This window comes from Flavobacterium aquatile LMG 4008 = ATCC 11947, assembly GCF_000757385.1.
GTDB classification, from domain to species: domain Bacteria; phylum Bacteroidota; class Bacteroidia; order Flavobacteriales; family Flavobacteriaceae; genus Flavobacterium; species Flavobacterium aquatile.
Genome location: NZ_JRHH01000003.1, coordinates 823,207 through 845,872, shown reverse-complemented (window position 1 = coordinate 845,872; position 22,666 = coordinate 823,207). Strand labels below are relative to the sequence as shown.

The following is a 22,666-nucleotide window of genomic DNA, read 5'->3' as shown; positions in this document are numbered from 1 at the left end:
TGTTAATAAAAATCTTTTTGAAATCTATTTCTTTAAGATATATTTGTAAAAAATAAAGAAAATGAAGTTTATAGTTTCTAGCTCGTATTTATTAAAACAACTACAAGTTTTAGGTAGCGTTATCAACAGTAGCAATACCTTACCAATTTTAGATAACTTTTTATTTGAATTAGATAAAAAAGCATTAACCGTTTCTTCTTCTGATTTAGAGACGACTATGTCGGCTACTTTAGAGATTGAGTCAACGGATCAAGGAAGTGTTGCTGTTCCTGCGAAATTGTTATTGGATATTTTAAAAACATTTCCAGAACAACCATTAACATTTACTGTTGAAGAAAATAGCACTATCGAAATTAGTTCTAACTCGGGTAAATATGCTATTGCTTATGCGCCAGGAGAAGAATTTCCAAAATCGGTAGCTTTAGACGATCCATCTTCTACTTTAGTTCCAGCAGAAGTTTTAGCAACTGCAATTAGCAAAACTATTTTCGCTGCAGGAAACGACGATTTACGTCCAGTAATGAGTGGTGTTTTCTTTCAGTTTTCTCCAGAAGGTTTAATATTTGTTGCAACTGATGCTCATAAATTAGTAAAATATGCACGTACCGATGTAAAAGCATCGCAAGTAGCCGATTTTATTATGCCAAAGAAACCATTAAATATTTTAAAAAGTATTTTAGGAGCTTCTGATGCTGAAGTAAAAATTGATTACAACGATGCAAATGCAACTTTTTCATTCGAAAATTACATTTTGACTTGTAGATTAATTGACGGAAAATATCCAAATTATGAAGCAGTTATTCCAAAAGAAAATCCAAATAAATTGTTGATTGATAGAACACAATTTTTTAGTTCTGTACGTCGTGTTGCGATTTTCTCAAATAAAACTACACACCAAATTCGTTTGAAAATTGCTGGTGCCGAATTAAATATTTCTGCCGAAGATATTGATTATTCAAACAAAGCTGAAGAAAGATTGACTTGTGATTATCAAGGTGATGACATGCAAATTGGTTTCAATTCTCGTTTTTTACTTGAAATGTTGAGCAATTTACAATCAGATGAAATTCAACTTGAAATGTCAATGCCAAATCGTGCTGGAATCTTAACTCCAGTTGATGGACTTGACGAAGGCGAAACCGTTACAATGCTTGTTATGCCAGTAATGCTTAACAACTAAAAATACAATTAACTAACCCAAACCGACGAAAACCGTTCCGATTTATATCAGAACGGTTTTTTAATTTAAAACAATTTATTCGTGTAACGCCAAAATTGGAATTTCAGAATTATACGACATTTTTTCTGTAAAACCAGTTGTAAAAAGTGACTCGAAGAAACCTCTTTTGTAGGTTAACATTGCTAAAACATCAATTCCTTGATTGGTTATAAAATCGGATATAGTTTCTTTTATATTTTCATCGGGAAGAATAAAAAAAGTTACAGGTTCGCTTTTGAATACTTCTTTCCAATTATTAAAAGTTGCTTCATCATTATCAGAAGTAGCAGTTTTTACATATAGACATTTAACAGTTGCATTAGCAGCTTTGGCAATTTTGATAACTTGTGTCAATGCTTCTTTGTCTTTTTCTCTAAAACGAGTTGTAAATCCGATTGTTGAAATTTTAGAATATTTAGCATCTTTAGGAATACTTAAAACGGGTACACTTAAACTTGCAATAGCTTCACCAGTTGTAGTTCCAATAAAGGTTTCCTTCCATCCAATTGCGCCAGAAGTTCCCATTACAACGAAATCTATTGGTTCTTTTTTGATAATTTCTTTAATGTTAAAAATCAAATCGCCATCCATAAGCCTATGACTCATTTTAATATCAGCAAAATTATTCTCTTCTGCCAATTGACGCAATTTTGGAACTTCATCTTTAAATTTATCCAAATTGGCCAATTCCAAACTATCAAAAATCGATTGATAATTCATAGGGGCAAACTGATTTTCTACAATTGGTAATTCGTATGTATGTAACAAAATTAGTTCGCCATGAACCAATCTTGCCAATCCAAGAGCATGAACAAATGCGTTACTGGCAATATCAGAGAAATCTGTTGGAAATAAAATCTTTTTCATAAATGACTATTTTGGTTAATATCATAAAGGTACTTCAATAAAGCCAGATAAAACATGACAACGCTCATATTTGCAATTATTTAACATCGATTGTTAAGATAAATATCAAACTAAATCTTCCTTCTTGAAAAGAATTTTAAAATGGTATCTTTGCACTTTCAAATAAAAAATTATGATTTACAACGAAACTATTGTTGCTTTGGCAACTCCATCTGGAGCTGGCGCTGTTGCTATTATTAGAATGTCTGGAAAAGACGCGATTACAATTGCTGCAGAAGTTTTTCAATCGGTTTCGGGTAAAGATTTGAGTAACCAAAAAACACACACGATTCATCTTGGAACAATTGTAGATGGCCCAAAAATTTACGATCAAGTTTTGGTTTCGATATTTAAAAATCCAAATTCGTACACCGGCGAAAATGTTATTGAAATATCTTGCCATGGTTCAACTTTTATTCAGCAGCAAATTATTCAGTTATTGCTTAGAAAAGGTTGTCGAATGGCTCAAGCTGGTGAATTTACACTTCGTGCTTTTTTAAATGGAAAGTTAGATTTATCTCAGGCAGAAGCTGTAGCCGATTTAATTTCGTCTGACAATGAAGCGTCACATCAAATTGCGATGCAACAAATGCGCGGTGGTTTTAGCAATGAAATTTCTAAATTAAGAGAAGAACTATTAAATTTTGCTTCCTTAATCGAATTAGAATTAGACTTTGCCGAAGAAGATGTAGAATTTGCCGATAGAACGCAGTTTCATGATTTATTAAATAGAATCGAATTTGTTTTAAAACGATTAATTGATTCATTTGCTGTTGGAAATGTCATAAAAAACGGAATTCCAGTAGCCATTGTTGGTGAACCCAATGTTGGAAAATCGACTTTATTGAATGCTTTATTAAATGAAGAACGCGCCATAGTTTCTGAAATTGCTGGAACAACACGTGATACCATTGAAGATGAATTAGTAATTGGCGGAATTGGTTTCAGATTTATCGATACTGCAGGAATTCGCGAAACCATTGATGTTGTAGAAAGTATTGGAATCAAAAAGACTTTTGAAAAAATAGAACAAGCACAAGTGGTTCTTTTTTTAGTCGATAGTTCTCAGTTGTCAGATAACAGTTTAGAATCACTAAAATCAGAAATTCAACAAATTAAAAACAAATATCCATCTAAAGCTTTATTGGTTATTTTTAATAAAATGGATTTAATGACTGCTGAATTAGTAGAAAATATTAATTCAGAAATTTCGAATGCCTTATTACTATCTGCAAAAAACAAAACTGGAATTGACGATTTAAAGAATCAATTATTATCTTTTGTGAATACTGGTGCATTACGTAATAATGAAACGATAATCACTAATACAAGGCATTACGATTCGTTATTGAAAGCTTTGGAAGAAATTCAGAAAGTGAAATTTGGATTAAACAGCGGTATCCCTTCCGACCTTATGGCGATTGACATTCGTCAGGCATTATTTTATTTTGGTGAAATTACTGGCGAAGTTACTAACGATGAATTACTTGGGAATATCTTTGCTAATTTCTGTATAGGAAAATAGTTAATTTAACCATTTTATTAAATATAATTTATTTTTTTTAAGAATTCAATATTGTGAATTTATAGAAGATTCAATAATTTATCATAAAAAAAACTTAACTTTATCTTTTTAAAGTTTAAAAAAAGAACTACACTTTTATGGTTAACAAAAAAAAGCAATTTTCTAAATGGCTTTACTCCTATCCCAAAACTTTTGGGTTTATCTTTTTTGTAATAATGTTATCCTTAATTGTCTTCATTGTTTCACTAAGTTACAAAGTGATTAAAGAAAGTGAAAAACGTGAAATGTCTAATATATTAAATGTTGTTGAGCAAAATTTTCAACAAATTTTGAAGACTAGTTACACAGCGACATTAACATTGGCAATGACCATAAATGATGATGGTAATCCAGAAAATTTTAATGAAATTGCCTCACAACTAATTGATAATAAATCAGGAATTGATGCTGTACAATTAGTACCAAACGGAATAATTTCTAATGTTTTTCCATTAGAAGAAAACAAAGCAGCACTAAATTATAACATTTTAAAAAGTCATTACAATATTCGAAAAGAAGCCGAAAAATCTATAGAACGTAGAACAATGTATTTTGCTGGTCCAATCAAACTAATTCAAGGAGGAATTGGTGTTGTAGGAAGATTGCCTGTGTATAAAAATAATAAATTTTGGGGATTTTCGGCAGTAGTTATTAAGCTAGAAACTTTAATGAAAAGTTCTGGTGTGGAATCTATAGACAAAAGTAAATACTATTTTCAGTTTTCAAAGAAAAATCCTGCTACTAACAAAGAAGAGTTTTTTTTGCCATCAAAAACTAATTTTTCAGACTACTATTACCAAACAGTAACAATTTCTGAAGGAGATTGGAAATTGTATCTAATTTCGACAAAGAAAAACACCATAATTGGTCAAATTTTAATGTCATTTATACTTGGTTTTTTATTATCAATTGTATCTGGATTTACTGTATATTATTTATTGAAACGACCTGCAGAACTTCAAAAATTATTAAAAAAGAAATCCAACAGATTAGTATTGAGCGAAAAACAATACAGAGCACTTTTCGAACAAGCTCCAGTTGGAATTGCAAAAATTGATAGCATGTCGGGGAAATACTTGGATATTAATACTCATTATTGTTCCATTTTAGGCTATTCTGCAGAAGAAATGAAGCAAATTAATTTTGAATCAACAATTCATGTTGACGATTTAGATGTTTTCAATTCTAAGATGACGCAATTATTGAATGATGAAATTATGGAATTTTCATTAGAAAACAGATTTTATCACAAATCGGGTAAAATAATTATAGTAAATCTATTGGTTGCAGCGCTTTGGAAAAATAATAGTAAATCAAAAACTCACATGACTATTATTGAAGATATTACAGATAAAAAAAGAGCCGAAGAAAATTTAAAAGAATCCTTCAATATTGTAACTGAACAAAACAAAAGACTACTAAATTTTTCTTACATAGTTTCTCATAATCTTAGATCGCACACTAGCAACATTCAAACAATTGCAGACTTTTTAGATCAAGCAGAAAGTAAAGAAGAACGAGATGAGATGATTGATTTATTGAAAAAAGTTTCGCATTCGTTGAACGAAACCATGTATAATTTAAATGAAGTTGTTAATATTAGAACCAATGTTAACTTAACGATTGAGTCTTTAAATTTACATACATACATTGAAAAAACCATAAACTTACTTAGCGATAAAGTCTATGAAAAAAACCTGAAAATATGTAATACTGTTTCCAAAGATGTTATGGTAAATTATAATATTTCCTATTTAGAAAGTATTCTTTATAATTTTATTTCAAATGCCATTCGTTATAGCCATACTCAAAAAAAATCGGAAATAAATATTAGCTTTGACACTGAAAAAAGAGTTTTAAAGATTGCTGATAACGGAATTGGAATTGATTTAAAGAAAAATGGCGACAAACTTTTTGGACTTTACAAAACGTTCAACAACAGTCCAGAGAGTAAAGGCGTTGGTTTATTTATTTCTAAAAATCAAATTGACGCCATGGGCGGAACTGTTACCGTTGAAAGTGAATTAAATGTAGGTACAACTTTTTCAATATTTTTTAAATGAAAAAAACAATTTGTATAATTGATGACGATCCGATTTATCAATTTTTGATGAATAAAATACTGCATTTAACAAAAATTGACATTGATATAATTTCGTATTCAAATGGAAAAGAGGCAATTGACAGTATAAAATCTTCTTTGTTAGATAATAAAAAGATGCCTAACATCATTCTTCTAGATATAGAAATGCCATATATGGATGGGTGGGATTTTATGAATAATATTGAATTATTGATGGATGAAAACTCACTTTCAAACATTAAAATTTATATAGTTAGCTCATCAATATCACATGACGATGTAGAAAAAGCTAAATCAAATAAAAATGTATTAGGATATTATTCGAAACCAATAAAATCAGAAGATATTACAGAAATTATAATGAGAAACTAATTTAATCAATCACGATTTTTTTAATTAGAGATTTGTTATCTGATGTAATTTTGGCAAAATAAATACCTGATGATAGATCGATATTAAATTGATGTTCACCAATAAATTCTGCTTCTAAAACTTTAGTACCAACTACATTAAATAATTCCAATTTACTCAAAGTTTCAACTCCAGAAACTATGAAATAATTCTTAGCAGGATTAGGATAAAGAACTACATTTCGATTGCTAAAATTATCTGTAGACAAACTAGCTGACCAAGGTTGACCAACATTTGCACCAAAAATATAATCGGCTAAATTTGGATAATCAATAAACGGATTTCGATTCACTTGCCAAGTGTAAATATAATTGTTTCTATTCATTTCAAAATCATCCTTCGGATCTAATGTATTCCAAGCCAATAATGTTGCTAAATCACCTAGTTGACCAACTGTTGTGTCAGGAATATCGCCATTTACAACGCTCAATCCATTATATCGAACTGCCATGTAGAAAACGGCTCTCGCAACGTCGCCTTTCCAAGAATTTTGACTTCCACTCGGACCATTATAACCAGTTAAACCATAATCTTTATTGTTTCTTATTGTATTTTCTGGTCCATCTTCAGCTCTTAAATGATGCGCATCGGCATGACCAGCAACAATATCATTTGCATTTGTAGGCAACCAAATATTTATACCATCAGCAGTATCTGAAGTTCCATCGGCAAAACCACCGCGAGATTGAGGATAAATATGCTCTCTATTCCATTTTCCAAGACTATTACTTGAAGTTTGAAAATCAAATTTAGGTCTAGGAGTTTCAACATACATCAACCAAACCTGATTACTATTCAACGGATTTTGATCGGCAGTTTTTAAAATATCAGTAACATCACCATAACTATGAGCTCTAACAACAGCTGGATTGGCAATAATATTTTGAACAGCTTGCTTTAAAGCTACACCAGAAAGTCCTTCTAAAGAAGCATAATAACCAGTTGGCGCTGTACTCATTACATTTCCATAAGTAGGATTTAATGGTGTTCCAAATGGTAGTGTAAAGAAATCATTATCAATAATTCGAACTTCAATTTCATCATTCAAACGATTGTATTGTGATGGAAGAACTCCAAACTTAACTTTAGCCAATTCATCCCCTTCATCTAAAGTATCATCAACTAAATTTAATGTTGTTGAAAAAGTATTAGAACCCGTTGTTATAAAAACCGCTGTATTTCCAATAAAATCAGAAGTATTAAACGAACCATTATCCAATGTAAAATTGAAACTCAAATCGGAAATTACATTTGTTTGAGTAGTAAAGGTTACAGTAAATGAACCAACTTCTGTAGTTGTATTTGTAGAAACCGCAATTGTAATTCCATTATAAATAAAACCGGTTCCATCATTATTTGCACTTGGAGTTGGTGGTTTGCTTTCATAAGTTCCGTCATTTTTTCTTTGTATAGAATTTACCGTACTTCCACCTGTTCCTGCACTTTCGTTTAATTGAGTGGTTACTCCAAGAATAGTCATTAAACTTGATGCATCTGGATCTGCTGTTCCATAAACAATTGCATTTACTAAATTAGTAGAAGTAGCCAATGTGTTATTAGGAAAATCTGAAGAACTTCCTAAATATAAAGCTACACCATCGGGACCATTTTGAAAAATACTTTCTGGTAAAAATTTGTCTGGTACAGGAGAAACTAAATTGTTTCCTGTAACAAATATTCCGTTTATATCTGTGGTATACCCGTCTAAATCAATAACATAATAACTTAAATTTGCTTGAGAACCAGTTCCATTATATAAAACTAAAACATATCCATCAAGAGGTAAAAATGCAGTTGTAGATTTTAACTCTATAAACTCTTTATCATCAGTACTTGGTGTGTCACTATCGAGTTCATTAATAACAATTTGAGCTTGAAATGAAAATGTAGTAAATAAAAGAAAATAAAAAAGTATTTTTTTAAACATAACTGTAGAATTAGTTCTACAAAATTACTAATTATAATTTTAAACTAATTTAAAACAACATCAATTAACAGTTATATTTATTGTAAACATATCATAAATGTAATTTGATATTGTTAAAATTTAAATACTTTTGCGTCAAATTTAAATTAAATATCAAATATGAAAAAATTAGTATTAATTGCATTTTTATCAACATTATTATTTTCTTGTAGTAAAGCGAAAGATGGTGAATTTATTTTAGAAGGTAAAGCGAAAGGAATTGCTAATGGAAAAGAAGTTACTTTATTAAGACAAGATGATTCTCTGGGAATGGTTCCTGTAGATACTGTTAAAGTAGAAAATGAAAAATTTGTATTCAAAGGAAAAGTTACTGAACCGCAAATGCATGTTATTCAAATAAAAAATGAGAAGCCTATAAGTCTATATGCTATTGTAGAAAGTGGTGAAATTGAAGTTGTAATTGACAAAGATTCTATTCAAAAATCTAAAGTTAGTGGTACATACAATAATGATGAAATGCAGTCTTTTACTGACAAGAGAACAGAATTTCAGAAAGCTATAAAAGATTATGAGAAAAAAAATCAATCAAAATTAGATAATGCTCAAAAAAGTAATGATGAAAAAACAATAAATCAATTGAAAGCTGATTATAAAGTTTTACAGAATAATATGAAAAATTATGTAATTAAGTATGTTGAAGAACATCCAAAATCATATATTTCTGTGTTAATAATTTACGGAATGTTTAATGAAATTGAACCCGATTTACCTAAAATTGAAAAATATTATAATGCTCTAGACACAACATTAAAAAATCATTCAGAAGGTAAAAAAATTCTAAAGGTTATTAAAAAACTTAAAAGTGTAGATGTAGGAACAAAAGCGCCTGATTTTTCTGCAAAATCTCCAGAAGGAAAAGTTATTTCATTAAAAGAATCATTAGGAAAAGTAACAATTATTGATTTTTGGGCCTCATGGTGTAAACCTTGTCGAATGGAAAATCCTAATGTAGTAGCTTTATACAATGAATTACATTCTAAAGGTTTAAATATTGTTGGTGTATCGCTAGACAAAGATTTAGATAATTGGAAACAAGCAATAGCTAAAGATGGAATTACTTGGACGCAGGTTTCAAACTTAAAAGAGTGGAGCGAGCCAATTGCGCTTATGTATAATGTAAATTCAATTCCAAAGACATTTATATTAAATAAATACGGAGTTGTAGTTGCAAAAGACCTTACTGGAAAAGAATTGAAAGATAAAGTGACCGAATTATTAGCAGAAAACTAGTATTTGTATGCATTAATAAAAAATCTCCTGGTTGGAGATTTTTTTATTTAGTTCATTCCCAAAAGATTAAAATTTATTACAAAATAATGTTTGAAATTAGTTTGCAAACATGAAAAGTGTTTTTATATTTGCAACCTCGTTAAGCGAATGGGGAGATACTCAAGCGGCCAACGAGGGCAGACTGTAAATCTGCTGTGAAAACTTCGCAGGTTCGAATCCTGCTCTCCCCACATTATTTAAAATAAAAAGTCCAGACAAAATCTGGACTTTTTTTATGTTTTGTTTTACTATTCTAACACAAAACTTACGGATACATTTGTGATTACTTCAATTTCACCAACGGCAAGTGTTTCTCTTGGTGCGCCACCCATATCTGCTGCCATTTCTAACATAGCTCCTTTAAACATTGGCTGTGGAGGATAATAGTTAGAGGAATTATCAGTTATTAAAAGTGCTTTACCAACTTTTTGACCTAATACAGAAACAAAATCTTCGGCTTTCTTTTTAGCATCTTTTATGGCTAATTTTCTTGCTTCTGATTTGTACTTCTCGATTTCAGTTGATTTAAACTCTACGTTACTAATATTATTAATTCCGTTATCAACCAATCCCATCATTAACTCATCATACTTAGAAATATCCTTCAATGTAATAGTTATAGATTGTGATGCTTGAAAATTATACTTCTTTTTATCATAATCATAGTTTCTGTTTAAGCTAACATTTGTAGTTTGAAAATCTGATGATGGAATTCCAAACTTTTTGATGAATTTTAAAACGTTTTCAATTTTTTCATCGTTCATTTTTTTTACTTCTTGAGCATCTTTACCAACGTTTTCAACTCCAAAATTAACTACAACCTGATCAGGCTTTACTTTAATTTTTCCTTCACCTGAAACGGATACTTGTGGAATTTGCTTTTGTTCTTGTGCGTGTGACATACTTACGAATAACGTTAATACTACTAGGGCTAATTTTTTCATAATGTTTATTTTTTTTATATTTATTTCAAAAGTTGTGCCATTATAATTTTCCAAACTTGGCTAATACAAATAAAATAATAATTGGAATAGCTAATAAAATCACCATCAACAAATTATCTGCAAATAATGACGGTAATTTTATTAAAGTAATTACATATCCGCCAATTGCTCCACCAAAATGTGCCGTATGTCCAATATTATCATTCTTAGCTTTCATTCCGTAGATTGAATATAATAGATAACCTATTCCGAATAAATAAGCAGGAATTGGTATTGGAATAAAGAAAAGATACAAACTCATATCTGGATTAAGCAATATTGCCGAATATAAAACTCCAGTAACTGCTCCAGAAGCTCCAATTGCTCTATAACTATAATCATCTTTATGAAAAAGCATAGTTAGCAAGCTTCCAAATAATAAACTTCCAAAATAAATTAATACAAAAGATAAATTACCCAAATTGCCATATACAACTGGTGCGAAAAAATAAAGAGTCAACATATTAAATGCCAAATGAGGAATGTCGGCATGAAGAAATGCAGAAGAAACCATACGTACTTGTTCACCAGAGCGAATACTTCCTACATGAAACTCATATTTTCTAAAAAAATACAAATCGTCAAAACCTTTAAAGCTAATAATTACATTAATTACAATAATCGCAATCAAAAAAACATTCATGTCCATAGTCAATAATTTTAGTAAAAATAAGAATTGTACAATAGGTTTTATCAAACAAAAACAATAAATTGCATTAAAACGTATATTTGCAAAAAAAAAGTCGAATGCAACTATTGCTATTTATAATATTATACCCACTACTTTGGCTTATATCTATACTACCTTTCAGATTATTATATATTTTTTCTGATGGTATTTATTTTTTAGTTTACCAAATTATCGGATATAGAAAAAAAGTAGTTAGACAAAATATTGCATTAGCATTACCTCATTTATCAGAAGAAGAACGAACTCAAATTGAAAAAAAATTCTATTCTCACATGTGTGATATGTTTTTAGAAATGATAAAAACAATGAATATTACACAGAAAGAAATTGACGAACGTTTTAAATTCACAAATCTTGCGACTTATCAAAATTTAGAAAAACAAGGGAAAAGTATTGCGTTAATGTGCGCACATTATGCCAGCTACGAGTGGGTTTTATCGATGAATAAGCACATAAGTTTTAAAGGATATGGTATTTATAAACAAATTGCTAATAAGTACTTTGACAAATTAGTAAGAAATATCCGTTCGAGATTTAAAGCGTATTTAATCACTACAAAGCAATCAAAATCTACTATAGAAAAAAATAAAAAAGATGGTATTCTAGGAGTTTATGGTTTTGCTAGCGACCAAACACCGCGTTGGTCTAAATTATTATATTGGCATCATTTTATGGGAATTGAAACCCCAATTCATACTGGTGCTGAAAAATTAGCTAAAAAATACAATATGAATGTTATTTTCTTAAGGACAAAGAAAATAAAACGTGGCTATTATGAAGCAAGTTTTGAAGTGATGACCGAAGATATTCATACAATTCCTAATTATAAATTATCGGAGGATTTTATGGCTAGAGTAGAACAACAAATTCATGAACAACCCGAATATTATTTGTGGACGCACAAAAGATGGAAACACAAAAAGAAAGATTAAACTCTTCCTTTAAGTGAACTAAATACCCATGCATTTGCTAAAAATCCTACTCCTGTTGCGGCAAAACCCCAACCTGCAGTATCGTCATATCTAAAAGCGCCAAGTGCAATTAATGTTAATCCCATTATTATCATTATAAAAGTTGCCCATCCGAAAACGGTATTTTTATTCATTGCCATAACTTAATTTTTAAATTTGTTTGAGAATTACAAATATCAGAATATAATTTTTAATTAAAAATCTTAACTAACATTTCTTTTAGTAAATCGTGAGTAGGAAGATTATTTGCGCCAACACCTTTACTTTTCACATCAATATCACGTAGAGATGAAACTATTGCACTAACCTTTTTCATTGGATAATTTTTTAGTGCTACTTCATAATCTTTCATGAAAAACGGACTAACACCAAGAATTGGAGCTGCAGTTTTAGGATTTTTATCTTTCAATCCGTGGTATTTTAAAACTTTTATAAAATAACTAAAAACCAAACTAGTAGTCACTACCATAGGATTATCCTTAGGATTATCGGCAAAATACTGAGCAATTTGATAAGCTTTCAATTGATTTCTAGAACCCAAAGCATTTTGCAATTCGAATACATTAAAATCCTTACTAAAACCAATATTTTCTTCAATGTCTTTTGGAGTAATCGTATGCGATTTTGGGAGGATTATTTGAAGTTTATTAAGTTCGTTGCTAATTCGGCTCAAATCATTTCCAAGAAATTCAACCAACATAGCATTAGCTTTTGGTTCGATGGAATATCCTTTTCCCAAAAGTATTCTATTAATCCATGTTCCAACTTGATTTTCATACATTTTTTTACTTTCAAAAACTACTCCGTGTTTGCCCAAAAGTTTAGTCACTTTTTTACGTTTATCGAGTGTTTTATATTTATAAGCAAAAACCAAAACTGTAGTAGTTTGTGGATTTTCGACATAACTTTCTAATTTATCAATAGTTCTAGAAAGTTCCTGTGCTTCTCTAACCACAACCACTTGTCTGTCTGCCATCATTGGAAAACGTTTCGCATTTCCTACTACATCTTCAATTGTTACATCACGTCCGTAAAGTATTGTTTGATTGAAATCGCGTTCGTGTTCTTGCAACACATTCTGCTCAATATATTCGGTCAATTTATCAATATAATAAGGTTCATCGCCCATAAAAAAATAAATGGGTTTGATGTTTCCGGCTTTTATATCGTTAATTATTTTTACTACTTCGTCCATTATTTTAGTATTCAGTGTTCAGTAACAGTTGGCAGTTAGTCTAAAATAACTATTTTTGTGTTATGCAAAAACTCAATTTTCCAACATTTACGTTTCGGTTCAAAAATAGTGAAAATAAAGTAGCTATCTTCGATGAAATTAGGAAAAAATTTATAATTCTTACACCCGAGGAATGGGTTCGTCAGCATGTAACGCAGTATCTTTTACAAGAAAGAAAATACCCAAAATCGTACATTAATGTTGAAAAATTAATTAAGATTAATGATCTAACTAAACGTTATGATTTGGTTGTTTTTCAACCAGATGGAACACTTTTTCTATTAGTAGAATGTAAAGCACCAGAAGTAAAAATAACCCAACAAACTTTCGATCAAATTGCAAGATATAATCTTACATTAAAAGCAAAATACTTGATGGTTACTAACGGACTAAATCATTACTTTTGCGAAATGGATTTTGAAAATGAGAAGTACGTTTTCCTTGAACAATTGCCCGATTTTAGCCTATAAATAAATGACAAACAAAAAAATAGCTGTAGTAATTTTGAATTGGAATGGTGCCAAATTGTTAGAGCAATTTTTACCGTCAATAGTTTCATTTTCAGATGAAGCTACAATTTACGTAGCCGATAATGCTTCTACTGATTCCTCAATTGAAGTTGTAAAATCGAAATTTCCTTCGGTTAAAATTATAGAAAACGATGCCAATTATGGCTTTGCAAATGGCTATAATGTAGCATTAAAAAACGTTGAAGAAGAGTATTATTGCTTGCTAAATTCTGATGTTGAAGTTACTGCAAATTGGCTTTCTCCTATCCTATCGATATTTGAAAATGAAAAAGAAATTGCCATAATTCAACCTAAGATTTTAGATTTCAAAAATAAAGAACTATTTGAATATGCTGGTGCTGCTGGCGGATTTATTGATAAATATGGTTATCCTTTTTGTCGTGGTAGAATTTTTGATACAATCGAAAAAGATTTGAATCAATATGATGATGAACGCGAAATATTTTGGGCAACTGGCGCTTGCTTTTTTGTTAGAAAAGAAGTTTACAGAAAATTAAACGGATTTGACGGAGACTTTTTTGCTCATCAAGAAGAGATTGATTTATGTTGGCGTGCTTTTAATTTAGGATACAAAGCTAAATATACTTATAAATCTGTTGTTTATCATGTTGGAGGAGCGACTTTAAACGAAGGAAATCCAAGGAAAACATTTTTAAATTTTAGAAACTCTTTGTTAATGTTGTTGAAGAATTTACCAAAAAATCAATTGTTCTCTATAATTTTTATTCGATTAATATTGGACGGAATTGCCGGAATTCAATTTATTGTTAAAGGAAAATTCAAACATTGTTTTGCAATTGTAAAGGCACATTATTCTTTTTTCGGACTGATTTCTAGAAACTTAAAGAAACGAAACACCATCCAAAGGCAAAATTATTATTATACAAAAAGTATTGTTTACCGCTATTTTGTTAAGAATGGCAAAGTATTTGAGTAAAAGTTAACAATACTTTAGGGTAATACATCGTTATTACATTCATTTAATCGTAATTTTGTAAAATCAAAAATAAATAATATGAGAAAAGTAATTTTAATGTTTTCGTTGGCTGCATTGACTTTAACATCGTGTGGTACAAAAAAGAAAATTGCCGAGTTGGAGCAAAAAAATAAAGAATGTCAAGATTTACTTAATTCGACAACTGTAAAACTAAATTTATGTTTATCAGAAAAGGATGCTTTAAGTCAGCAAAATGATTATTTGAAAAAGAATAATTCAGACTTGATTAGTGCGTCTAAAGACATGACCATTCTATCAACAAAAGGTGCTCAAAATATTGAAAAAGCCTTAGAAACCATCAAAGAAAAAGACTTGAAAATTTCTAGAATGCAAGATGCATTAACTAAGAAAGATAGTGTAACCTTAGCATTGGTAACTAGTTTAAAAAGTTCGGTTGGAATTTCTGATCCTGACATTGAAATTAACGTAGAAAAAGGAGTTGTGTTTATATCGATTGCCGACAAATTACTTTTCAAAAGCGGAAGTTATGTGGTAAGTGACAGAGCAAAAGAAGTTTTGGCTAAAGTGGCTAAAGTTATAAACGACAAACCAACCTTTGAGTGCATGGTTGAAGGACATACCGATAACGTTCCGTTCACTGGAAACGCTGTATTACTTGACAACTGGGATTTAAGTGTGAAACGTTCTACTGCAATTATTAGAGTTTTAACTAAAGATTTGGGTGTGAAACCATCGCAATTAATTGCAGCTGGACGTGGTGAATTTATTCCGTTAGTTGATAACAAAACTGCTGAAAACAGAGCTACAAACAGAAGAACTAGAATTGTTGTTTTACCAAAAATTGACGAATTCTACGAAATGATTGAAAAAGAAATGAAGAAGCAATAAGCAGTTTTCAGATTGCAGATTTAAAAATAAAAGAAACGCCTAGAGAAATCGAGGCGTTTCTTTTTTTAAAATATTTTCCTGAATCTTTATTATTTTCTATTTTATAAAATATCTAAACTTCCTTTCCCTTCTCTAACAACTTCTGGTTCATGGCCCGATAAATCGATAATTGTAGAACCAACATTATCGCCATAACCACCATCAATTACCATATCGACTAGATTTTGCCATTTTTCAAAAATTAATTCGGGATCTGTAGAATATTCTAAAACTTCGTCATCGTCATGAATGGAAGTTGATACAATTGGATTGCCCAACATTCGAACAATTTCAATTGCAATATTATTATCTGGAACACGAATTCCGACGGTTTTTTTCTTTCTAAATTCTTTCGGCAAATCATTATTACCAGGTAAGATAAAAGTATATGGTCCGGGTAAAGCACGTTTTAGCAATTTAAAAGTCGACGTGTCAATTTGCTTCACATAATCAGAAATATTACTTAAATCACTACAAATGAAGGAAAAATTGGCTTTTTCTAGCTTAATTCCTTTAATTTTTGCAATTCGTTCAAGAGCTTTTGTATTGGTAATATCACAACCCAATCCGTAAACGGTATCCGTTGGATAAATCACCAAACCTCCATTGCGCAACACTTCAACTACTTTTTTAATGGCAGCTTCGTTAGGTTTGTCTTCGTATATTTTTATAAATTGACTCATTTTTTTTGTTTAAAGTTTAAAATTATTTAAAAGTTTAACGTTGTTTTATAACGGAATTAAACCATTACAAACAACATTAAACAATTTAAACTATCCGATTACATCTAGTTTCGCAAATCGTAATAACAATTTCTTAATTCCGCCAACTTCAAATTTGATTTCGGCTTTTTTATCAGCCCCAACTCCTTCCAGGTTTATTACTTCACCTTTCCCAAAGCGTTCGTGCATTACAATATTTCCTGCTGTGAGTTTGTTATCGAATAGATTTGGACCTGCTTCATTGCTAGTATTGTTTCCAACAGGTTTCAATTTACGAATAGTTGACGAAGAAACTGGTTCATCACCATATCTTTTTGGTGGCGTTCCTCCAACTGGTTTTGCCAGTCGTAGTTTAGATTTATCAATATCTCCAAAAATATCAATATCCATCATCGGTTTGTATCGATAACCACCATTATCACTCGGATTTATGTACTCCAAATAATCAGAAGTAATTTCCTCTATAAATCGTGATGGTTCGCTATCGGTAAGTTTTCCCCAACGGTATCTTGATTGAGCATAAGTTAAATACGCTTGATGCTCAGCACGAGTTAAGGCAACATAAAATAATCGGCGTTCTTCCTCCAAATCGCTTCTTGTATTCAAACTCATAGCACTCGGAAACAAATCTTCTTCCAATCCAACTACGAAAACATAAGGAAATTCCAATCCTTTTGCCAAGTGAATCGTCATCAATGCCACACGATCATCATCGCCTGTGTCTTTGTCTAAATCGGTTGCCAATGCTACATCTTCCATAAATTCAGATAATGCGCCACGAGCTCCATCAATTTCACGCTGACCTTCAATGAAATCCTTGATCCCGCCCATTAGAACTTCAATATTTTCTATTCGAGCGATGCCTTCTGGAGTTCCGTCTTTCTTTAATTCTTGAACTAAACCAGTTTTTTTCGTTACATGATCGGTCAAATAAAAAGCATCCTGATTTTCATTAATAACCTGAAAACTTTTAATCATTGTCACAAAATCTTGCAACTTGGCTTTGGTTCCAGAATTTAATTTTAAATCAATTTTATCGATGTGTTCCATCACTTCAAATATGGAACGTTTATAATGATTGGCAGCAACAGTAAGCTTTTCAACAGTTGTATCGCCAATTCCTCGCGCTGGATAATTGATAACACGAATCAAAGCCTCTTCGTCTTTCGGATTGATAACCAATCGCAAATAACAAAGAACATCTTTTATTTCCTTGCGTTGATAAAAAGACAATCCTCCATAAATTCTATAAGGAATATCGCGCTTTCTTAACGCATCTTCCATTGCGCGCGATTGTGCGTTGGTGCGATACAAAATGGCAAACTGACCGTTCATCATTTGGTTTCGCATTTTTTGTTCGAATATTTCGCTGGCTACAAATCGGCCTTCTTCTCCATCGGTTAAACTGCGATGCACTTTTATTTTGGCGCCATAATCATTGGCTGTCCAAACAACTTTATCTAATTTGGTTTTGTTTTTATCAATAATCGAATTGGCGGCTTCCACAATATTTTTTGTAGAACGGTAGTTTTGTTCCAATCGATAGGTTTTTACATTATCATAATCTTTTTGGAAATTTAAGATGTTATTGATGTTGGCACCACGAAAAGCATAAATACTTTGAGCATCATCACCAACAACACAAATATTCTGAAATCTATCCGACAAAGCTCTTACAATTAAGTATTGAGAATGGTTGGTATCTTGGTACTCATCCACCATAATGTATCGAAATCGGTCCTGATATTTGGCTAAAACATCTGGAAAACGATTTAATAATTCATTGGTTTTCAATAGTAAATCATCGAAATCCATTGCTCCAGCTTTGAAACATCGATCTACATAATTGGCGTAAATTTCTCCTAATCGAGGCTTTTTAGACATGGCATCTTGTTCCTGTAGCTCCGGATTATTCATGTAGGCTTTTACCGTAATTAGGGAATTTTTATAGGATGAAATTCGGCTTAAAACTTGTTTAGGTTTGTAAACGTCCTTATCCAATTGCATTTCTTTTATGATGGCAGAAATTAATCGAACCGAATCTTGAGTATCGTAAATAGTAAAATTGGAAGGAAATCCTAATTTATCGGCTTCACTTCTCAAAATTCGAGCAAATACAGAGTGAAAAGTTCCCATCCAAAGGTTTTTGGCTTCGTTGCTTCCAACAATGTCTGCGATACGTTTTTTCATTTCACGTGCCGCTTTATTGGTAAATGTAAGTGCCAAAATATTGAACGAATCAACTCCCAAGCTCATTAAATAAGCAATTCGCATAGTTAATACACGTGTTTTTCCCGATCCGGCGCCAGCGATAATAATCATTGGTCCATCTTTTTGTAAAACAGGTTCTTGTTGCGCTTCGTTAAGTTGACTGATGTATTGTTGCATAGAAAAAAATAAAGTTCAAATTTACGTTTACTACATTTGAATTGCAATATATTTTTATGGTTTATTCTATTATATTTGTCAACAAATTAAAGAAACCAAAAAATAGTACAAAAAATGAATACTGATAAAATAATTGAATTGGCTTTTTACACGTTACCAGCATTAATTACTGGTGCTGTGGCTTATTATTCGTTTCAAACATTTACCGAAAGTGAAGAAAAAAGAAGACGTTTTAATTTGCTAAAAGAAAATCAGAAGCAAGCGTTACCATTAAAACTTCAAGCTTATGAACGATTGGCATTACTTCTTGAACGAATTAATCCAGCAAAATTATTAATAAGAGTGGCGCCTTTAAGTGATGATAAAGTACAGTATCAACATTTATTAATTCAGCATATTGAGCAAGAATATGAGCACAATTTAACACAACAAATATATGTCTCAGACGAATGTTGGTTAATGATTTCATCGGCTAAAAACACTATCATTCAAAACATTAGAAAAACTACAATGAGTGTTGAAATTGCTAACTCTGATAAACTTAGAGAAGCCATTTTAAGTAATTTATTTGAAGGTGAATCGGCAACAAATATAGCCTTGAGTTATTTGAAAACCGAAGTCAAAGAATTTTTATAAAAAAAGCCTTCCGAATTGGAAGGCTTTTTGTTTAATCTAATTTATATAATTTAAACTTTAAATTCTTGTATAAACACTTGTATACGTCATATTTCCTGTTGCAAATGTAATTTCATAAGTTACTTGAAAACTATTTTCATCAATTACTTCTCCATCGTGACCGTCAAACGACAATCCTCTCACAATATTAGTATAAGATCCTTGTGCAAGACTTTGTGATGCTACTTGAATAGTGCCACAAACATCAGAAAGGAAAAATCCTTGATTAGTAGCAATTGAATTTAGAGGCCAATGTCCAGTAGTTGTGGTTTTGTAATAATTTGCAGAAACATATTCAATACTTTCGTTATAAAATGTCTTAACAACACCGTCTTCTCTTGTCACAACAACATTATAAACTCCTTCAATTGAGGAAAGGCATTTAACAAAATTTATTATTAATTTCTTATTTTGACTTGAAATTACAAAACCTTCTTTATCTACAGAAGTCATTGTTAATACTAAAGATGTATTTTGAAGGTCATTAAAATTTCCGGTATTAATATTTAATGGTAGTGAACCATAAGTTTGTCCTGCAGGAATAACCACTTGATTTGAATCATTTACCCAATCATACTCCAACCCAGCCGTTGCTGTACTTAAAACGTCATCTACCGTAAACGTTATTGTTACATCCTCATTAAACGTAGAACCATTACCATTACCATTGCTTAGTAAATCAAAGGGAAATTGTTTTAAAACTACACCTTCATCTTCAACATGAGTAACATTTTGAATTGGTTTTAAAAAACCAACAATTTTAGAGTTGCCAAAACTTCCATTAGTATCAACATCTGTTGAACAAGATAAACCAATTGTAACTAGAGCTATTAATGCAATAATTTTTTTCATATTTGTAAATACACTTTATACTGCAAAGATGCAAAAATGTTGATTTGGTTGCGTGAAAAGCAAGCTTTTTTTAATTAATTTATCTAAATATTTAACACAACCTAATTATTTTACAAGTAAACGTTTTAGTTGAAAATGTTCGTCTTCGGGTAAACTTGAAAGCAAATTTTCGAACAAGATAAAATACGATTCTTTTTTGATCAATTCTCTAATTTTATCTCGAGCATATTTGGTAAACTGCCATTTATGATGTGTTGTAGCGTTTACTAAGTTTTTAAGAACTTCATCATTCTCTGGATAAAGTGAAAGAAAACTCTCTAACGCGTTTTGGCGAACCGAACTTTCATAACTTGGTGAAGTGTAATTTTTTAATTCACTTAAAGCTTTTAAAGCATTAATCGACGCCATTTGATCATCTTGTTCGTGAACATCAGCATAATTTATACAAGCCGTTAAATAAAGTATTCTTAATTCTTTATCATTTCTGCCTTGCCAATTTTTAGCAATTTCTAAATACTTACTTTGCTCCTCAGGAAAATTTTTCCATAAAGTCACAAACGCAGCTTGCTTTGTGTCATACGATTTATCATGTAATAATGTTTCGTAATCTGATTTAAATGAAAAAGGAACTTTAGATAGTGTTTCAGCAACTGCTTTACGAATAGCAACATCATTAGATTTCATCGCAATTTTAAACAACTCAGAAACTTTATCAAAAGATTCACTTCTAATTTGATAAATAACTTCAATTTTTAAAGGAAAATATCCATCTGATTCTAAAACTGTTTTTAACAAATTGTATTTGTTTTCTAAAGATGTTTTTCGTTCACTTTGCAGTTTTAATAAATCACGTAGGTATCCATTTTTTGTCAAAAGAAAATTGATATCATTTGCAGGATATTTGTAATCTTCCAACCAAACTTTCTTGAATTGTTCTGTATCAAAATCAGATACTTTTTTAATTTCGGCTAAAAAATCATCAGTTTCAGCATTTTTATATTGGTATTTCTTCAAATAATTTTTAACTGCTTTTTTAAACTTCTTCGCTCCAATTGATTCTTTTACAAAATGTAAAGCCCAAGCACCTTTTTGATAAAAGCTCAGTGAACTAGCTTTTTCATTCATCACTGGAATTGAATCGGTTTTAGCTGCAATTTTTAATCTATTGGCGTAACTATATAACTGATTATAAAAGTAATCGTCACCAAAAACTTTTCGTTCTGCTAGCAAAGCATAATAAGTTGCAAAACCTTCTTGAAGCCAATGATGTTTTCCTGATTTCGCTGTAACCAAATCGCCAAACCATTGATGTGCCAACTCATGAGCATTGACATTCAAATAATTTCTATCATTAAATCCGCTTTCATCAACAACATAATCTTGTGCGAAAATCGTTGCAGATGTGTTTTCCATTCCGGCATAAAGAAAATCTTCTACTGGAACTTGACGATACACTTTCCACGGATACTTGACTCCTATTTCTTTTTCAAGGAAATCAAAAATCTCTGTCGAATTTTTGTAAGTATATTGGTATTTATTTTCATCAACAGGTTTATAATAATTTTCTAAAGGAATTCCAGAATTAGATCGTTCTGTTTTATGAAGAAAATCACCAATCGCTATCATAACCAAATAGGAAGACATTGGTTTTTGCATTTCAAAATGAACCGTTTTATAATTAGAATTTGCTTCGTTTTTAACCAAAGTTCCGTTAGAAATTATTTCAAATGCTTCGTTGTAAGTTACTTTCATATTAAAAATCACCTTCTCATTTACATCGTCAAAACTTGGCAACCAATGACTTGTGTATTTTCCTTGACCTTGTGTCCAAACTTGTTGTCCTTGTCCAATTCCAGTAAAATACATTGTTTGTTTTGGTTGTGCTGAATAACTAAAAGTAACTTTATTTTTTCCTATTTTAAATCCTTCAAATAGTAACAAATCCTTTTTAGTAGATTTAAAATTGACAACTTTTCCATTAATTACTAAATCTGAAAATTCACTATTTACAGCATCAATTCTAATGGTGTCAACAGGCTCAATTACAACAAATTCATAAGTGACTTTTCCAGAAACATGCTTTTCATTTGAATTGATTTTGATATCGACAAAAGCTTTTTTGAAATCAACTTTACTTGTTTGTTGACCAAATGATAGCATTGAAAAGAAAAGCAGAATTAAATATTTCATAGCATTTTAATTGAATTACAAATATAAACAGACTTTTACATTGCTTCGACATTTTATCAAAAGGTTTAAAAAGACGTGGTAAATTGATGATTTTTATCAATTAATT

The 22,666-nt window shown here is 30.6% G+C and carries 20 protein-coding genes and 1 tRNA gene; 11 read left to right on the top strand and 10 right to left on the bottom strand.

The window, feature by feature from the left end:
• The first annotated feature begins 61 nt into the window (after positions 1–61).
• Positions 62–1,180 (top strand): DNA polymerase III subunit beta, encoded by a 1,119-nt coding sequence (gene dnaN / locus LG45_RS09830; protein ID WP_035126629.1) that lies wholly within the window; start codon positions 62–64, stop codon positions 1,178–1,180.
• Between the two features lie 75 nt (positions 1,181–1,255).
• Here the strand turns inward: dnaN and LG45_RS09825 are convergent, their stop codons facing one another.
• Positions 1,256–2,086 carry a universal stress protein gene (locus tag LG45_RS09825; protein ID WP_035126627.1) on the bottom strand — a complete coding sequence of 277 codons (831 nt, stop codon included), beginning with the start codon at positions 2,084–2,086 and terminating at the stop codon, positions 1,256–1,258.
• Between the two features lie 172 nt (positions 2,087–2,258).
• Here LG45_RS09825 and mnmE point away from each other — a divergent pair, with 172 nt between their 5' ends.
• The 3 genes from mnmE (at position 2,259) to LG45_RS09810 (ending at position 6,144) form a co-directional block, all read left to right on the top strand.
• Entirely contained in the window at positions 2,259–3,650 is a 1,392-nt protein-coding gene (gene mnmE, locus LG45_RS09820) for a tRNA uridine-5-carboxymethylaminomethyl(34) synthesis GTPase MnmE (protein ID WP_035126625.1), read from the top strand.
• A 284-nt stretch (positions 3,651–3,934) separates the two neighbouring features.
• Complete coding sequence (locus LG45_RS09815) at positions 3,935–5,752, top strand: sensor histidine kinase (RefSeq protein ID WP_165570802.1); 1,818 nt, start codon at positions 3,935–3,937, stop codon at positions 5,750–5,752.
• On the top strand, positions 5,749–6,144 hold the full coding sequence (locus LG45_RS09810) for a response regulator (protein ID WP_035126621.1): 396 nt from the start codon (positions 5,749–5,751) through the stop codon (positions 6,142–6,144). The genes LG45_RS09815 and LG45_RS09810 overlap by 4 nt, the downstream gene beginning before the upstream one ends.
• 1 nt (position 6,145) lies before the next feature.
• On the opposite strand, the gene LG45_RS09805 is transcribed toward LG45_RS09810, so the two are convergent.
• Positions 6,146–8,110, bottom strand: coding sequence for an endonuclease (locus LG45_RS09805; protein WP_035126619.1), 1,965 nt, complete (start codon positions 8,108–8,110; stop codon positions 6,146–6,148).
• A 159-nt stretch (positions 8,111–8,269) separates the two neighbouring features.
• On the opposite strand from LG45_RS09805, the gene LG45_RS09800 reads away from it, so the two are divergent.
• Positions 8,270–9,400, top strand: coding sequence for a TlpA disulfide reductase family protein (locus tag LG45_RS09800; protein ID WP_035126617.1), 1,131 nt, complete (start codon positions 8,270–8,272; stop codon positions 9,398–9,400).
• 149 nt (positions 9,401–9,549) lie between these two features.
• Positions 9,550–9,630 (top strand) — tRNA-Tyr (locus tag LG45_RS09795).
• A 57-nt stretch (positions 9,631–9,687) separates the two neighbouring features.
• On the opposite strand, the gene LG45_RS09790 is transcribed toward LG45_RS09795, so the two are convergent.
• Positions 9,688–10,383 (bottom strand): SIMPL domain-containing protein, encoded by a 696-nt coding sequence (locus LG45_RS09790; protein ID WP_035126774.1) that lies wholly within the window; start codon positions 10,381–10,383, stop codon positions 9,688–9,690.
• 40 nt (positions 10,384–10,423) lie between these two features.
• Positions 10,424–11,065, bottom strand: coding sequence for a rhomboid family intramembrane serine protease (locus LG45_RS09785; protein WP_035126772.1), 642 nt, complete (start codon positions 11,063–11,065; stop codon positions 10,424–10,426).
• Between the two features lie 104 nt (positions 11,066–11,169).
• Here LG45_RS09785 and LG45_RS09780 point away from each other — a divergent pair, with 104 nt between their 5' ends.
• Complete coding sequence (locus tag LG45_RS09780) at positions 11,170–12,045, top strand: lysophospholipid acyltransferase family protein (protein ID WP_035126615.1); 876 nt, start codon at positions 11,170–11,172, stop codon at positions 12,043–12,045.
• On the opposite strand, the gene LG45_RS09775 is transcribed toward LG45_RS09780, so the two are convergent.
• Together LG45_RS09775 and holA are read right to left on the bottom strand one after the other, a co-directional pair.
• Positions 12,042–12,224 carry a CAL67264 family membrane protein gene (locus tag LG45_RS09775; RefSeq protein ID WP_035126613.1) on the bottom strand — a complete coding sequence of 61 codons (183 nt, stop codon included), beginning with the start codon at positions 12,222–12,224 and terminating at the stop codon, positions 12,042–12,044. The two genes, LG45_RS09780 and LG45_RS09775, sit on opposite strands and share 4 nt — an antisense overlap.
• A gap of 50 nt (positions 12,225–12,274) precedes the next feature.
• Complete coding sequence (gene holA, locus LG45_RS09770; RefSeq protein ID WP_035126611.1) at positions 12,275–13,279, bottom strand: DNA polymerase III subunit delta; 1,005 nt, start codon at positions 13,277–13,279, stop codon at positions 12,275–12,277.
• A gap of 62 nt (positions 13,280–13,341) precedes the next feature.
• Here holA and LG45_RS09765 point away from each other — a divergent pair, with 62 nt between their 5' ends.
• From LG45_RS09765 to LG45_RS09755, 3 genes are all read left to right on the top strand, one after another.
• On the top strand, positions 13,342–13,788 hold the full coding sequence (locus LG45_RS09765) for a type I restriction enzyme HsdR N-terminal domain-containing protein (RefSeq protein WP_035126609.1): 447 nt from the start codon (positions 13,342–13,344) through the stop codon (positions 13,786–13,788).
• A 4-nt stretch (positions 13,789–13,792) separates the two neighbouring features.
• A complete protein-coding gene (locus tag LG45_RS09760; protein ID WP_035126607.1) occupies positions 13,793–14,785 on the top strand; it encodes a glycosyltransferase family 2 protein in 993 nt (330 codons plus the stop codon).
• A gap of 78 nt (positions 14,786–14,863) precedes the next feature.
• Positions 14,864–15,694 carry an OmpA/MotB family protein gene (locus tag LG45_RS09755; protein WP_035126605.1) on the top strand — a complete coding sequence of 277 codons (831 nt, stop codon included), beginning with the start codon at positions 14,864–14,866 and terminating at the stop codon, positions 15,692–15,694.
• 101 nt (positions 15,695–15,795) lie between these two features.
• Here LG45_RS09755 and LG45_RS09750 read toward each other — a convergent pair whose 3' ends face one another.
• The gene (locus tag LG45_RS09750; protein WP_035126603.1) at positions 15,796–16,416 is read right to left on the bottom strand and encodes an L-threonylcarbamoyladenylate synthase; all 621 of its coding nucleotides are present in this window, start codon (positions 16,414–16,416) and stop codon (positions 15,796–15,798) included.
• Positions 16,417–16,506: 90 nt separating this feature from the next.
• A complete protein-coding gene (locus LG45_RS09745; RefSeq protein WP_035126601.1) occupies positions 16,507–18,843 on the bottom strand; it encodes an ATP-dependent helicase in 2,337 nt (778 codons plus the stop codon).
• Positions 18,844–18,957: 114 nt separating this feature from the next.
• Between LG45_RS09745 and LG45_RS09740 the strand changes: the two genes are divergently transcribed.
• Positions 18,958–19,479: a DUF7935 family protein gene (locus LG45_RS09740; protein ID WP_035126600.1), complete on the top strand. Its 522-nt coding sequence runs from the start codon at positions 18,958–18,960 to the stop codon at positions 19,477–19,479.
• Positions 19,480–19,536: 57 nt separating this feature from the next.
• Here LG45_RS09740 and LG45_RS09735 read toward each other — a convergent pair whose 3' ends face one another.
• Entirely contained in the window at positions 19,537–20,370 is an 834-nt protein-coding gene (locus tag LG45_RS09735) for a hypothetical protein (RefSeq protein ID WP_035126598.1), read from the bottom strand.
• Between the two features lie 105 nt (positions 20,371–20,475).
• Complete coding sequence (locus tag LG45_RS09730; RefSeq protein ID WP_035126596.1) at positions 20,476–22,560, bottom strand: M1 family metallopeptidase; 2,085 nt, start codon at positions 22,558–22,560, stop codon at positions 20,476–20,478.
• Positions 22,561–22,666 lie beyond the last annotated feature (106 nt).

Coding starts and splice junctions, on each gene's coding strand:
- LG45_RS09765 (WP_035126609.1), top strand. CDS start 13,342: ATGCAAAAACTCAATTTTCCAACATTTACGTTTCGGTTCAAAAATAGT.
- LG45_RS09805 (WP_035126619.1), bottom strand. CDS start 8,110: ATGTTTAAAAAAATACTTTTTTATTTTCTTTTATTTACTACATTTTCA.
- mnmE (WP_035126625.1), top strand. CDS start 2,259: ATGATTTACAACGAAACTATTGTTGCTTTGGCAACTCCATCTGGAGCT.
- holA (WP_035126611.1), bottom strand. CDS start 13,279: ATGGACGAAGTAGTAAAAATAATTAACGATATAAAAGCCGGAAACATC.
- dnaN (WP_035126629.1), top strand. CDS start 62: ATGAAGTTTATAGTTTCTAGCTCGTATTTATTAAAACAACTACAAGTT.
- LG45_RS09780 (WP_035126615.1), top strand. CDS start 11,170: ATGCAACTATTGCTATTTATAATATTATACCCACTACTTTGGCTTATA.
- LG45_RS09790 (WP_035126774.1), bottom strand. CDS start 10,383: ATGAAAAAATTAGCCCTAGTAGTATTAACGTTATTCGTAAGTATGTCA.
- LG45_RS09800 (WP_035126617.1), top strand. CDS start 8,270: ATGAAAAAATTAGTATTAATTGCATTTTTATCAACATTATTATTTTCT.
- LG45_RS09740 (WP_035126600.1), top strand. CDS start 18,958: ATGAATACTGATAAAATAATTGAATTGGCTTTTTACACGTTACCAGCA.
- LG45_RS09760 (WP_035126607.1), top strand. CDS start 13,793: ATGACAAACAAAAAAATAGCTGTAGTAATTTTGAATTGGAATGGTGCC.
- LG45_RS09815 (WP_165570802.1), top strand. CDS start 3,935: ATGTCTAATATATTAAATGTTGTTGAGCAAAATTTTCAACAAATTTTG.
- LG45_RS09810 (WP_035126621.1), top strand. CDS start 5,749: ATGAAAAAAACAATTTGTATAATTGATGACGATCCGATTTATCAATTT.
- LG45_RS09730 (WP_035126596.1), bottom strand. CDS start 22,560: ATGAAATATTTAATTCTGCTTTTCTTTTCAATGCTATCATTTGGTCAA.
- LG45_RS09735 (WP_035126598.1), bottom strand. CDS start 20,370: ATGAAAAAAATTATTGCATTAATAGCTCTAGTTACAATTGGTTTATCT.
- LG45_RS09750 (WP_035126603.1), bottom strand. CDS start 16,416: ATGAGTCAATTTATAAAAATATACGAAGACAAACCTAACGAAGCTGCC.
- LG45_RS09775 (WP_035126613.1), bottom strand. CDS start 12,224: ATGGCAATGAATAAAAATACCGTTTTCGGATGGGCAACTTTTATAATG.
- LG45_RS09825 (WP_035126627.1), bottom strand. CDS start 2,086: ATGAAAAAGATTTTATTTCCAACAGATTTCTCTGATATTGCCAGTAAC.
- LG45_RS09745 (WP_035126601.1), bottom strand. CDS start 18,843: ATGCAACAATACATCAGTCAACTTAACGAAGCGCAACAAGAACCTGTT.
- LG45_RS09785 (WP_035126772.1), bottom strand. CDS start 11,065: ATGAATGTTTTTTTGATTGCGATTATTGTAATTAATGTAATTATTAGC.
- LG45_RS09755 (WP_035126605.1), top strand. CDS start 14,864: ATGAGAAAAGTAATTTTAATGTTTTCGTTGGCTGCATTGACTTTAACA.